Source organism: Skermanella sp. (assembly GCF_059503625.1).
The window spans coordinates 1-12,856 of record NZ_JCACHA010000671.1 but is presented as its reverse complement, the minus strand read 5'-3'; the positions used below and the strand labels follow the sequence as shown (position 1 = coordinate 12,856).

Here is a 12,856-nt window from a genome sequence, read left to right as displayed (position 1 = left end):
GGGATCTGAGCTTTCAAAGCCTACGCGCAATCAAGGACTTGCGCGTGATCTTGAGGGGCGCGGCCAGCAGGAAAACGGCTGCGCCCTCTCGTTTCCTCCTGCATCCATTACCGCGTCGATGTCATGCGAGGAAGATTTCTCATCTTCAACGTCTTCATCGGGACCTGGGCCAATGGCATTGGCTACGCAACAGCTTCTCACGGTGCAGGCACCACCGTGCCGGCGGACAGGACCAGACTGACCGTGTCGTTTTACGGACCTCCGCGGCGCACATCGACGGAGGGACAAGCAGCTGGCGCCCCTTGCACCTGACTCAGTCCGGATATGCCAGCCTCCCCAAATCATATTCACGACCAGGACGTTCGTTTCTTACCGCATCATCGATCCTGAAGCTGCATCGCCCACTGTGTTTGGCCGCAATAGCAATGTGAAGCTGAGTTACCTGTACGACTCCTTCAGGAACGTTAGCGCTTCCCGGCCGGGTAGGAGAACCAAGATCACGCCAGTGGACGAACTGCATTTAGAAACACTCCCACATGCCACTCAAGACACCAGTTTCCATAACAGAACAACGAACTCGTTGCGCAGGTTCCTCTCTCCGCCTGCTTAAAGAATATGTACCCCGAATTTCTCAGGGACTTGCAGGCGGAATAGTTCATGCGTATGAACCGTCTGGAGACAGGAAACAACCTTTGTGCTACCAAAATATTAACATCCTCAGCCAGGAGGGCGACCATGCACGATCATGCCCTCTACTCTGTTGAGCGCATGGCTCCCCTTGCCTTCTGCATCCTCGTATCGCTGATCAGCCTGACCGCGAGCCGTCCCCTCGGAATCTTCAGGTTGGCGGCGTGTTGGATTGCTTGAACGGCGCGAATCCGCTGTGAGGCGGCCATGACGACCTCGACCAGGGCTCCCTACGTCGGCCACCGCTTTTCTCCGGAGCTGATAAGCTACACGGTCTCACTGTATTTTCGAATCCCCCCGAGCTTTCGGATAGCCAAGGCGATGCTGGGCTTCCGCGGCTTCGAGGTCAGCGACGAGAGGTCAGCCATGGGATGATCTGGCCGTGAGGTTTGAAATTCGGCCAGGAGTTGGTGAACATCGTGCGTCGGCTGCTGCCGTCACCCGGCGACAAGTGGCACATGCATGAAGTCGCGCCCAAGGTTGCCAGCAAGGCGAACTATCTGCGGCGCGCGGACCTGCGGCTCTCCTTGACCCCCCCCTGCCCTCTCACCTCCGCCTGCATCTCGACGGTTGGGTTCACGAGGCTGTTGGCAACATTGAGTTCGGTTCCTGTACAGTGCGGCAGAAGGATCCGATGCGCCGTCGGTGGATTGGACGCCTGAGGGGGCATGAGGGATGCGGGGGCAACGGTTACGAATACGGTGCGGCTTTCATTACTGCGGCAAACCTAGTCACCATGTCCTGTGTCTCAAGACCTTAAACCGGTCTTTTGCGCTGATTTTTCCTCTTGTGCGCTTATGCAGCGGTATCGGGGTCCTTTATCGAAGCCTTTCAATGCAATTCAATCGACCCTGTGCGGAACCGCACAGGGTTTTCAGGGCCGCGGAAGTTTGCATCGATCACGCCTGATACCAGTTCTCCTGACTGGACCAAATGCAGTGTGCGGTTCCGCACACAGGTTCACGGATAATCGACGGAGCCAATCAGGCAGTGATTGACAGATCAGATCACGCAATAGAAACATCGACGCAGATCGATCGACCTGGGCGGAGAAGCGGTGATGGCGCGTGCAGCGAAGAAAAAGGCGGAGGCGGCGGACGCTGTTCCAATGGAGGAGCTTACGGCCGAGCTGTCCGTCGAGACATCACCGAAAGCAGCCGCCAAGCCACCGGCAAAGTCCGTTGGCAAATCCGCCAAAGCGTCCGATCCGAGGCGGACGTTCGTCCTGGCGGTCACGAACCTGAAGGGCGGGGTCGCCAAGACGACAACCGCCTGCAATGTCGGCTGGGGGCTGACCGACTCAGGCCTCAGCTGCCTGATCGTCGATCTCGACATGCAGGCAAATGCCACCTCGGACCTTGGCTTCGATATATCCCAGATCCAGGAGAGCGGGCTCAGCATGGCAGCGGTCCTTCGCGGCCAGCATGACATGGACGATATCCTGCTCCAGTACAGCGACACCAACCTCTGGGTGGCGCCCAGCGCCAAGGCTTTGACCGATGTCGAGCGCCAACTCAGCACGGAGATCGGCGGCGAGAAACGGCTGTTCCAGAAGGTCAGCAGCGTCAGCGGCCGTTTCGACGTCGTCATCTTCGATTGCGGCCCCAACCTCAACCTGCTGACGATCAACGCGCTCAGCATGGCGGACTTCCTGATCATCCCCGTACAAACCGAATATCTGGCGGCGCACGGCACGCTAAGCCTGCTCGACACAGTCTCCCAGGTCCGCGACAACTACAATCCCGGACTGACCATCCTGCCGATCCTGCCCACGATGTTCAGCGAGCGGAACAGCCAAGAGCAGGCGACCTTGGGGGAACTGCGCCAGCTCGTTTCCGACATCGTCCCCATCTTCGATCCAGTCCCGCGCGCCACCGTGTTCTCCAAGGCCTCGGCATCCGGGCACCCTGCCCTCCGCGCCAGCGGGCGTTCCAAAGCGGTCGGAACCTATCGGAATTACGTAAAGATGATCCTGTCCAAGATGAAGGCGGCACGAACCACCAGCAAGCAGGCGGACTGACCCATGGCAAATCTTCTCGCGCGGCGTGAGCCGACCAGCATGCAACGGCAGGCCAAGGCGCTTGTCGCCAAGGTCGGGGAAGCGGACCCCAATGGGCGGCAGCAGCGGATTCCCATAGCCAGCATCAGACCGAACCCTAACCAGCCCCGGAAGAACGTCGATCAGTCGAAGATCGTCGCCCTGGCCGAGAACATCCGCCGGGTCGGGCTGATCAATCCGGTTACCGTCGTTTATCGCGATGGTGGCGAGTACGAACTCCGAGCCGGTCAGCGCCGGCTGCTCGCCCATCAGCACCTTGGCGAGACCACGATCCTCGCCCGCGTCTTCCTGACGTCGGATCCGGCGGTCGCCATCGCGGAGAACCTGCTGCGCGAGGATCTGGACGTCGTGGAAACAGCCTTGGCGATCCGCGACATGATGGAGCAGATGGGCGTCGAGGATCAAAGCCAGATCGCCGACCTCGTAGGCATGGAGCGCTCGCGGATCAGCCGCTTCCTCGGCGTTCTCCGCATGCCGCAGGACATCCTGGACGACTACAGGGACAAGGCCGACGAGATCTCCGCGACACGGTTGTTCGAAGTAGCTTCCGGCGGATCGGACGAGCGCCAGCGCGTTCTCTGGGAACTGGCCAAGGCCGGTCTGACGGAGCGCGAGCTGCGCGAGGCCAAGCGCAGCGCAGCGGGGAATGAGGCCGACGCCGAAGCCGGTCAGGGCGAGACACGTTCGAGCGGGCCGTCCCCATCGCGGGACCGGGCCGCGCGTCCGCTGAAGATGGGCAAGAAGTTGCTGGATATGATCGAGCGCTTGTCACTCACGATAGGGCACCTGGACGGCACCGGCGACCGGATCGATGAAGACCATCGCTTGCAACTGGAGACTCTGCGGGAGCGTATCGATCGGATCCTGAAACGGTAGGGCAGGGGAAGTCGGTAATCGTGTGCGGAACCGCACAGGCGACTTTGCCACATCGATTTGGACTGGCTGTGCGAAGACGCCCGCGATTCTGGAGGTTGGACCCTGTGCGGGCATCGGGGTGCATCTCTCCTGCTGCCAGACATCGAACGCCCGGGACCGCTGTTCTGGTGAATGGGACCAAGGGTGGAGAGGAGTTGCTCGGCCCGCCACGGCGACCCGTGGTGTTCGATGCGCCGTCGGCGCAGGCGGATCGGACGGATGCGAACTCTCCGCCTTGTCGTTGCCTTGTCGTCCAAACACCGGGTTTGTCGATATTCGCCATGCCGGACGATCGTCTGCTTGATCGCCGCGTAGCTCTCCAGCTCGGCCGGTTGCCACAACACGGAGTTCAAGCCTTTCATCATCGTCCTGAAGAAGCGCTTGGCTGTCTTGCTGTTGCTCCGGCCTGGAAGCGCAGCGGCTGGAGCAGGGCAGGGGGAGGCTATCGGCAGCGAGCGGCTGCAGAGCGTGCCGCTGGTGACCTATCAGGAGTATGGCAATGACTATGCCGTTGTCGTTCAGCGACCTGCGACACAACTTGCGAACCTGTTCGGCAACGGGATATGGCGCCCCGGTCCGACCAGAGAGCTACCTTGAGCTGCTTTTTAGACCCTAAAGACCTACAATAAGTTGCGCCATGATCTCAGCCAAGTTATGGCCGAGCAGAGCAAGCGGGATCAGGAGAACAGCACAAGCGGCCAATGTCAGGATAGCCGCCGACGCTCGCATCCGCCCGCCAAGCACGCGCATCGGCCGGACGTGCAGCGGCCAAGCCGAGATGGTGAGGAGGGTGCCCCAAAGCAGCGCCGACAGGAACGGCTGCATCACCAGAAAGACCCCGACCGCAGGATCAGCGGACAGACCAACACCGCCGCGGGCCCGATCAAATGGTTGTTGGGATTGTTCCGAAGGCGGCTGCCAAGGCCGGCGGCATGGGCCGCGCGTCCCAAATGTCTGCTCGTCATGTTCGGCAGTTCCCTGACAAAGCAAACGGAGTTCCCGACTTTGCATGGCCAACATCGTTCGAAATAAGAAGCTGTGATGGTTGGAAAAAGAATAGAGTTCTCAGGATCGGCGTCTCCATACGCCGATGGAAGCAGCTTACTGTAACGAGGCGCTTCATGGCGGCCGAGCCACCGGGATACCGTTGCCTGCTACCGTTGCGGAGTTGCGACGCAGTGCTGGCTGCTGGAGAATCCGTTGCAGTCTGGCTGTCACTGATCGTCCGGCAGTCCGGCGGGTATCTCACAAGCCAGAGGCCGCGAGTTGACGCTTGCGGCCATTCGACGGAGGCACTCCATGACAATGCTTGATCTTCCAGGGAAATGGGGCGTCGATTGCTGTGCCAAGGGGTTTGCCCTCGCCATGGACGTTTCCTGCCAATCGTTCATCCGCATGACGAAGCTGGCCGAGCCGCTGATGATCGATGGCGGCTGTCTGATGACGGTCACGTTCGTCGGCGCTGAAAAGGTAGCCGAACACCACAACATGGCGGCGCGCGCGGCGTCGGGCACCGACCGGTTCGACGATCTGCTTGAGCGCACTGCCGGGCGGGCGCCGACCCACCACCTCGTCACCGTCGAGGATGCCGGCCCGTGCGCCGCATTCCTGGCGAACGACGCCGCGAGGCAGTTGACCGGACTGCCGCTCCATATCGACGGCGGTTACCATCTTGTCGGGTAGGAACCGGCTGGGTCAGCAGCTGGCCATCGCCTTCGCCATGCTTGTTCTGCTACTTTTGCCGATGCTGCCATCCGCCATGGCGCAGCCGGTGGAGGACGCAGCCGGCAATCAGGTCGATACCCTGCTGCGAGCATTCCCAAACGGGCTGACGCTGGAGCAGGCAGATGCCGTGCTTGGCGTGATGGACGAGGCTGAACTGCGCCGCGCCTTGCGGCCGCGGCTGCTGGCCGGCCCGGAAGAGGCCAAGCCCTCCGCGGTGGAAACCGCGCCACTGGCGGCCTATGCGCATCGGATCGATGCCGTGGCTGCGGCCTTTCCGCAGGTGCCTAGGGCAATAGCGGATGCCTTTGCCCGGCCGAATGGGCGGGATGCCGCCGTCAGCCCTGCAAAACTCGGTCTGTCGATCCTGTTCCAGCTCGCCGTCGGGACAGCGGCTCTGCTGGCTGCTCGGCGGCTATTGCCCGAACCAAAGTCCGGCGGCACAGCCCTATCGCGCTCCGCCCGCAGTCTCGGCATCCATGCGGTGCGAGCCGCCGCGTTCCTGATGGGGCTGCTGCTGGCATACGCAATCCTGCGGCCCTCGCATCCCGCAGCCCCGGCAATCCTGATCGCGGTGCTGCAAGCGGCGGTTACCGTGTTCATCACCGATCTGGTGACCCGTTTCCTGTGCGCGCCGAACCACCCGGACAGACAGCTGCTGCCGGTGGGCAGCGAGGGTGCCCGATCGATCCATCGGACAGCGGTTGTCACCGCCATGCTCACCGCGGCGGCGCTGGGTCTCGCGGATCTGCTCGGCGCGCTGGGTATGGCATATGACCCGCTGATCGCCCTGGTCCTTCCAATCAGCACGACACCGTTCATCTACTTGTTCTATCGGCTGTGGACCAGCCGGCCTGCCATGGTCCATGCGCTTAGCGAACATCTCGGACTGGAAACCCGAGAAGCTCCGACCCTGGTCTTGGGCTTGGCGCTGGCGACCCTTTACCTTGTCGGCCTTTGGCTTGCGGCCGCGTCCGCTGCCCTGAAACTGGAAACCGGGATAGGACTGCGCCTGCTGCTGAGCCTGTTTCTGTCGGCAGCCGTACCCTTGCTGGCGTTGATGCTCCGGCGCCCGATCATCCGGTTCTACCGGACGGTCGGCGAACAGCCGGACAGCAGGGCGGTTCTCCGTCTGATGCGCGCGGTATGGGCAGCCCTGATGGTCCTGGGAGTGGTGGGAACGGCCTTCATCTGGGGCTTCGACCCGAGCGAACATGCCGGGCTGGGGGGTATCGTCCTGCGCCTGCTGTTCGACATCGGTGTCGTCCTGCTGCTCGGTTATGTCGGATGGGAGCTGCTGACCCGGTCGTTCGATCGGGTGATGTCGGCAAACAGCTTAGGGGACCAGCGTACCGTCCAGCGCATGGCGACCCTGCTGCCGTTGGTCCGAAAGTTCCTGCAGGTCGTGCTGATCGCCATCGTCGTCATGATCGTGCTGTCCTCCATGGGTATCGCGATCGGCCCCTTGCTGGCGGGGGCCGGCGTTGTCGGTATCGCGGTCGGGCTGGGGGCACAATCGACCATAGCCGATGTGCTGTCCGGGATATTCTTCCTGCTGGAGGACGCCTTCCATATCGGCGACTATGTGGAGGTCGGCAATCTGCGCGGCACTGTCGAGGGGATCTCGCTACGCTCGCTCAAGTTGCGCCACCAACGCGGCGCAGTCCACACCCTGCCGTTCGGCCAGATCAAGGCGTTGACCAACCAGACGCGTGATTGGTCCCTGATGCGGCTGGAGTTTCGCGTTGCACCGGATACCGACCTGTCCTTGGTCAAGCGGATCATCAAGGAGATCAGCAAGGAACTTCAGGCCGATCCGGAGATGGGGCCCAGCTTCATTGAGCCGCTGAAATCGCAGGGCGTGCGCCGCGTGGAGGATGACGCCGTGATCATCGGCATCAAATACGTTACCAAGCCCGGCGAACAGTTCGTCATCCGGCGGGAAGCCTATCAGCGCATCCTCAAGGCTTTCAAGCAGAGCGGGATCGACTTGGTCGGCCGTGGCGTGGTCGTGCGGGTAGACGATCCTCATGCCGGCGAGCGCGCAGCCGGCTTCGCCGCCTCGCAGGCAATCCGTAACGTGCTTGAGGATAAGACCAATGCCGATTGAGGTTCGATGGCCTTTATAGGCCACTTGACTGAGATGCCGCGCTTAGCTCTCCGTCGGCGTAAGCTCCCGCATGCTCCCGGCGCAGGAGATCGATGACGCGGTCGCGTTCCAGATCGCAAAGGATCGTGCCATAGCTCTGGCATTTGCGCCAAGCCCAGTCATCCACGCCGAGAACGCCTAATTCCGGCACTGGATCAAGCCTGCCGCCTACGAGTTCGGTCACTCCAAAGCGCCGGGATCCTCGGGTGAAGCCGATCGCATACCGACCGGCATCCAGGCTTCGGTCGGGATCGAGTTGATGGAGGCGCCGCCGATCACGCCGACGCCGTGGGTCGTGCCCTTGGGCACCTCGATCCCGGCAAGGCCCTGCATGGCAACGACCAGACTGGCCCGACGCCTTGAACTCCGTAACCGCTGGCGGACGGCGCGGGATGGACGCCGTTCGCTGCGGGGAAATATGGATTATCCTGCGAACCGTGCTTCGGGTACGCCCTGGATTCCGAGGCCGGTGATCGCGAAGAGGCTGCCGCGCAGCTGGCCGTCATCGGGGAAGCGCGGCAGCGGCGGCTTGGCCATCGAGGTCACGTAGAGGACATCGAGATCGGGACCGCCGAACATGATGCTGGTCACCTTCTTGACCGGCATGTCGATCTCGCGGTCGAGCGATCCGTCGGGAGCGAATCGCAGCAGTTTTCCGCCATAGACCAGCGCCGACCAGACATATCCCTCGGCATCCACCGTGGCGCCGTCAGGCGCGCCGTCGCGGCCTTCGAACGACGTGAAACTGCGGCGGTTGGAAACGGCGCCGGTCTCTGTATCGTAGTCGTAGGCGCGGATCTCGCCGGACCAGGTATCCGTGAAGTACAGCGTCCTGCCGTCCGGGCTCCAGCACGGGCCGTTGCTGACGATGATGCCGGTATCGATCCGGTGAACGCTGAGATCGGGATCGAGCCGGTAGAGATTGGCGTTCGGGCCTTCCTCCATGCAGTCCATCGATCCGGCCACGAAGCGGCCCTGGCGGTCGACCTTGCCGTCGTTGAGCCGGTTCTGCGGCCGGTCCGGTTCGGGGTCGTGGATCAGCTCGACGTCACCCGTCTTGAAATCCAGGGTGTGGAAGCCGCGCTGCAAGGAAACGATGGCTCCGCCATCCCGGCGCAGGCACATCGACCCGATCTTCTGCGGCACGTCCCAGCAACGGATCTCCCTGCCGTCTTCGGTGCAGCGGAAGACGCGGCCGTCGAAGCTGTCGATCCAATACAGCCGCTGCTCCTCGACATCCCAGAGCGGGCCTTCGCCCAGCGTCGTCTTTACGTCGGCCAGCACTTCGATACGCATTGTTTCCTCCCGTTTTTCCGATCGTCTTTCAGTTCGCCGGCCGCTTCCCCAGGGGTGCAGCCGGCTCTATTATTCCGCAATGTCCGCCGCCGCCTTGCGCTTGTGGCGGACCAGCGCCATCAGGCGGCGGTCGCGCCAGCGCTGGCGCTCGGCCAGCTTCGTTGCGGGCAGGCGCTCGCGCCGCTGCGCCTCGATGCCGTCGAGGACCGGACCCGTCCAGTCCACCCGGCGCTGCATGCTCTGCCCCAGCCGTTCGTACAGCCGTCCGTAGCGCCCGACATAGTCGCGGATGCCTCCGGGCGCGTTGAGATCAATGGTTTCGAACGGACCGATGAACGCCCAGCGCAGTGCCAGCCCTTCCCGCAGCCCGATATCGATGTCCTCGACCGAGCAGTAGCCGTCCGCCACCAGCCGGAACGCCTCGTCGAGCAGGGCGCCTTGCAGCCGGTTCATCACAAAGCCGTCCAGTTCCCGCTTCATGACGATCGGCGCCTGTCCGATGCCGCGTATCACCGTTTCGGCGGCGGTCATGGTTTCGGCCGAGGTCCAGGGCGCCGGGACGAGCTCCACCGCCGGGACGAGATAGGGCGGGTTGATCGGATGGGCGACCAGACAGCGTGCCCGTCCCGGCAGATCCGCCGTGAAGTCGGACGGCACGATGGCCGAGGTGGAGCTTGCCAGGATGGCATCGGGCGGTGCGAGCGCATCCAGCCGCGTCCAGAGCTCGCGCTTGACCTCGACATCCTCCGGCGCGTTCTCCTGCACCCAGCGGGCGCCGTCCAGCGCCGCTTCCAGGGTGGTGGCGGCGCTGATCAGGCTGCGCGCTTCCGACACGCTCCGCCCTTGCAGGAGATCCTCGGCGGCGAGATCGCCGAGCAGGTTCCCGATGGTCGCAAGACTGGCCTCGGCAGCGCCTTCCGCCGGGTCCCACATGACCACGCGCCAGCCGGCGCGGGCAAAGGCGATGGCCCAGGAGCGTCCGATCAATCCGCTGCCGACGATCGTGACCTGTTCGGATTTGGCCGGTTCAGACTTGGCCGGTTCAGACATGGGGGGTTCCTCAGTTGAGTTTCTGCATTGCATCGATTGCGGGACGTCAGTTCGACCGCTCGCGGAGCGCCAGCACGGCGCCCAGGACGACGAGGCCGAAGATGATGTCGCGGACGGAATGGGGCAGGGTGGTCCCGGCCAGCAGGGTCGATAGCGCCATCAGCAGCAGCACGCCGCCCAGCATGCCGAGATAATGGCCGCGCCCGCCGGTGATCAGGCTGCCGCCGACGACCACCACGGCGATGGACGGCAGGAGATACTCGTCGCCCATGCCCAGGCTTGCCTGACCGCTGAAGCTGGCCAGCAGAATGCCGACCAGGGCGGAGCAGAGCCCCGACAGCGCGTAGACGCTGATCAGCGTGCCGCCGACGCCGACGCCGCTGAAACGCGCCGCCAGCGGGCTGTTGCCGACCGCATAGACCCGCCGGCCGAAGGTGGTGCGGCCCAGCAGGACCACGGCTGCGGCGACGAAGGCCGCGACCAGCCAGACCGCCGGCGTCAGGCCCAGGAAACGGCCGGTCATCATCCAGCGCATGGCCGGCGACGCGAAGCCGTCGGGCGTGCCACCGCTGTAGATCAGCGCCGCCCCCTGGAGGATGCCGTTCATCGCCAGTGTCATCACGATGGGCGGCAGCCCGAACAGCACGATGCCGACGCCGTTCAGGGCACCCAGGCCGGCTCCGAGCGCCAGGCCCAGCGGAACCGCCCACAGCGCCATGTCGTCCGATCCGCGCACCAGGCCGGCGACCACGATGCCGACCAAAGTGATCATCCACGGCACCGACAGGTCCAGCCCGCCGGTCAGGATCGCGGCGCCCTGTCCCAGGGCCAGGATGACCAGGAAGGAGGAAAGGACGATCAGCGAGTTGAAATAGCCGGGATTGGTCAGCGTATTGCCGTGGACGATCTCGGTGATGATCAGCACCAGGATGAAGCCGACATAGGCCGGGACGATGTATTGCAGGGTTTCGCGGTGGCGCGCCAGCCAGCCGGGCAGGGGTTCCCGCGCGGTGCGCCGGGCGCCCTCGGCCAGCCGGGGGACCATCGGCGTCGCCGGATGGTCGACGGCCCGCGTGCCGGTCCGCCGGGCCTGGAGCTTCAGCAGACCCAGGCGGATGTAGTCGGCCAGCGGCGAATGACGGCTCAGCGAGGCGCCGAGCACGGCCAGCACCAGCAGCGCGCCTTCCGCGATGGAGCTGTAATAGGCGGAGACGTTCAGGACGAGCAGGATGTTGACCGCGATCATCAGCGTATAGGCGCCGATGATCGACCCGATGGCGCCGCCCCGGCCACCGCCTAGCACGGTGCCGCCCAGGGCCACCGCCGCGAAGATCTGCAATAGCATCGAACGGCCGATCAGCGGGTCCGCCGACCCGGTCTGGGCCGAGACGAAGGCTCCCGCAGCACCATAGAACATGCCGGCCAGCACATAGGCGCGGAACTTGATCCACCGCGTCGGCATGCCGGCGGCTGATGCCGCCTCCTCGTCGCTGCCGACCGCGTAGAGGCCGACGCCGAAGCGCGTGTTCCGGATCAGCAGCCAGACCAGGGCCGCCACCGCGACCACCACGACCGGGGCCGGCAGTATCCCCGGAATGGCGTCGCCGGTCAGGAACGCCATGAATTCGGGCGCTATGGCGCCGCCGGGCGTGTCCATGATCAGCAGGATCAGCCCCTGGATGATGAACATCGTCGACAGCGTCACGACGATCGGTTGCAACCGCACATAGGCGATCAGGAAGCCGTTGACGGCGCCGACCGCGGCGCCGATGCCGAGCGCGCAGAACCCGAACAGCACCTGCGACGTCAGATCGGTGCCCATGCCCGAACCGAGCACGACGTTGACCAGCGACACCACGGCGCCCGCCGACAGGTCGAATCCCCCCGTCAGCACGACGACGGTCTGGCCCATGGCGGCCAGCGCCAGGGCGGCGCCGCCGGCCGACATGAAGCCGAATTCGAAATAGCTGAAGCTGTCGGAGATCAGCGTGACGGTGCCGAACAGGATGGCGAAGACCGCCAGGGCGATCAGGATGCCGCGATGCCGGGCGAGCATCGGACCCCAGTTGGCGCCGGCGGGCCGGGACGGCAAAGCCGTGATGCTCATGCTACGTTTCCTTCGGCGACGTTTGCTGCGGCGGCGCTCGCCTTGACGGGACGCGGCCCGCCGAGGGCGGCGCGCATGATCCGCTCTTCCTCGATGGCGTCGCCCTCCAGCTCCTCGACGATCCGTCCGCCATACATCACCAGCACCCGGTCGCAGAGATTGACCAGCTCCGTGATTTCCGTGGAATAGAAGAGGATCGAGCCTCCCGCCGCCGCGAAGTCGCGCATCAGCACGTAGAGCTGATGCTTCGTGCCGATATCCACCCCGCGCGTCGGATCGAACATCAGCAGCACCCGGCTGCCGGTCAGCAACCACTTGCCGATGGCGATCTTCTGCTGATTGCCGCCGCTGAAGGCGCCGGCACGGGTGTAAAGGGCGCGCGGATGGACTTCGACCTGATCGAGCACGCGGGCGACGGCCGCTTCCTCGGCCCTTCGGTCGACGAAGCCGGCACGGGAGAACCGGTCGAGCACCGGCAGCGAGACGTTGAAACAGCCGTCGCGCTTGAGGAACAGGCCCTCGGTCTTCCGCTCTTCCGGGACCAGGGAGATGCCGATGTTGGACCGGATCGCGTCCTGCGGCGAGGCGAGCGTGACCGGGCGGCCATCGACCTTGATGGTGCCGGCCGTAAGGTGCTCGAGGCCGAAGCAGGCATGGAACAGTTCCTGCTGCCCCATGCCTTGCAAGCCGGCGATACCCAGGATCTCTCCCGGCCACAGGTCGAAGCCGGCATCCCGCAGCTTGCCGCCGGTGACGAGGCCGCTGGCGCCGAGTACGGGAACGGCGCCGGGTGCCCGCCGGCTCTTCGGCGGCTTGGGCGGGAACGTGGCGGACAGCGAACGGCCGATGATCATGCGGATCACCTCGTCGT

General features: G+C 64.2%; 11 protein-coding genes. 5 read left to right on the top strand and 6 right to left on the bottom strand.

Going from position 1 to position 12,856, the window contains the following annotated elements; genetic code table 11:
• Positions 1-894 precede the first annotated feature (894 nt).
• The 3 genes from AC5JJ6_RS21470 (at position 895) to AC5JJ6_RS21460 (ending at position 3,622) form a co-directional block, all read left to right on the top strand.
• Positions 895-1,062, top strand: coding sequence for a hypothetical protein (locus AC5JJ6_RS21470; RefSeq protein ID WP_496044015.1), 168 nt, complete (start codon positions 895-897; stop codon positions 1,060-1,062).
• A gap of 685 nt (positions 1,063-1,747) precedes the next feature.
• A complete protein-coding gene (locus AC5JJ6_RS21465; RefSeq protein WP_496044014.1) occupies positions 1,748-2,707 on the top strand; it encodes a ParA family protein in 960 nt (319 codons plus the stop codon).
• 3 nt (positions 2,708-2,710) lie between these two features.
• On the top strand, positions 2,711-3,622 hold the full coding sequence (locus tag AC5JJ6_RS21460; RefSeq protein ID WP_496044013.1) for a ParB/RepB/Spo0J family partition protein: 912 nt from the start codon (positions 2,711-2,713) through the stop codon (positions 3,620-3,622).
• A gap of 651 nt (positions 3,623-4,273) precedes the next feature.
• On the opposite strand, the gene AC5JJ6_RS21455 is transcribed toward AC5JJ6_RS21460, so the two are convergent.
• Positions 4,274-4,486: a hypothetical protein gene (locus AC5JJ6_RS21455; protein WP_496044012.1), complete on the bottom strand. Its 213-nt coding sequence runs from the start codon at positions 4,484-4,486 to the stop codon at positions 4,274-4,276.
• A gap of 474 nt (positions 4,487-4,960) precedes the next feature.
• Here AC5JJ6_RS21455 and AC5JJ6_RS21450 point away from each other — a divergent pair, with 474 nt between their 5' ends.
• Complete coding sequence (locus AC5JJ6_RS21450) at positions 4,961-5,344, top strand: SDR family oxidoreductase (RefSeq protein ID WP_496044011.1); 384 nt, start codon at positions 4,961-4,963, stop codon at positions 5,342-5,344.
• The gene (locus AC5JJ6_RS21445; RefSeq protein ID WP_496044010.1) at positions 5,334-7,493 is read left to right on the top strand and encodes a mechanosensitive ion channel family protein; all 2,160 of its coding nucleotides are present in this window, start codon (positions 5,334-5,336) and stop codon (positions 7,491-7,493) included. Before AC5JJ6_RS21450 ends, AC5JJ6_RS21445 begins: the two co-directional genes overlap by 11 nt.
• A 219-nt stretch (positions 7,494-7,712) precedes the next feature.
• Here AC5JJ6_RS21445 and AC5JJ6_RS21440 read toward each other — a convergent pair whose 3' ends face one another.
• The 5 genes from AC5JJ6_RS21440 to AC5JJ6_RS21420 form a co-directional block, all read right to left on the bottom strand.
• A complete protein-coding gene (locus tag AC5JJ6_RS21440; RefSeq protein WP_496044009.1) occupies positions 7,713-7,865 on the bottom strand; it encodes a hypothetical protein in 153 nt (50 codons plus the stop codon).
• 90 nt (positions 7,866-7,955) lie between these two features.
• A complete protein-coding gene (locus AC5JJ6_RS21435; RefSeq protein ID WP_496044008.1) occupies positions 7,956-8,828 on the bottom strand; it encodes an SMP-30/gluconolactonase/LRE family protein in 873 nt (290 codons plus the stop codon).
• Between the two features lie 69 nt (positions 8,829-8,897).
• Positions 8,898-9,878, bottom strand: coding sequence for a 3-hydroxyacyl-CoA dehydrogenase (locus AC5JJ6_RS21430; protein WP_496044007.1), 981 nt, complete (start codon positions 9,876-9,878; stop codon positions 8,898-8,900).
• 46 nt (positions 9,879-9,924) lie between these two features.
• Positions 9,925-11,985, bottom strand: a complete 2,061-nt coding sequence (locus AC5JJ6_RS21425; RefSeq protein ID WP_496044006.1) for an ABC transporter permease — start codon at positions 11,983-11,985, stop codon at positions 9,925-9,927.
• Positions 11,982-12,856, bottom strand: an 875-nt coding sequence (locus tag AC5JJ6_RS21420; protein WP_496044005.1) for an ATP-binding cassette domain-containing protein, incomplete at its 5' end; no start/stop codon positions are given. The genes AC5JJ6_RS21425 and AC5JJ6_RS21420, both read right to left, overlap by 4 nt.

Excerpts from the sequence above, each read along its gene's own strand:
- AC5JJ6_RS21470 (WP_496044015.1), top strand. The coding sequence starts at position 895 with ATGACGACCTCGACCAGGGCTCCCTACGTCGGCCACCGCTTTTCTCCG.
- AC5JJ6_RS21465 (WP_496044014.1), top strand. The coding sequence starts at position 1,748 with ATGGCGCGTGCAGCGAAGAAAAAGGCGGAGGCGGCGGACGCTGTTCCA.
- AC5JJ6_RS21460 (WP_496044013.1), top strand. The coding sequence starts at position 2,711 with ATGGCAAATCTTCTCGCGCGGCGTGAGCCGACCAGCATGCAACGGCAG.
- AC5JJ6_RS21455 (WP_496044012.1), bottom strand. The coding sequence starts at position 4,486 with ATGCAGCCGTTCCTGTCGGCGCTGCTTTGGGGCACCCTCCTCACCATC.
- AC5JJ6_RS21450 (WP_496044011.1), top strand. The coding sequence starts at position 4,961 with ATGACAATGCTTGATCTTCCAGGGAAATGGGGCGTCGATTGCTGTGCC.
- AC5JJ6_RS21440 (WP_496044009.1), bottom strand. The coding sequence starts at position 7,865 with ATGCAGGGCCTTGCCGGGATCGAGGTGCCCAAGGGCACGACCCACGGC.
- AC5JJ6_RS21435 (WP_496044008.1), bottom strand. The coding sequence starts at position 8,828 with ATGCGTATCGAAGTGCTGGCCGACGTAAAGACGACGCTGGGCGAAGGC.
- AC5JJ6_RS21430 (WP_496044007.1), bottom strand. The coding sequence starts at position 9,878 with ATGTCTGAACCGGCCAAGTCTGAACCGGCCAAATCCGAACAGGTCACG.
- AC5JJ6_RS21425 (WP_496044006.1), bottom strand. The coding sequence starts at position 11,985 with ATGAGCATCACGGCTTTGCCGTCCCGGCCCGCCGGCGCCAACTGGGGT.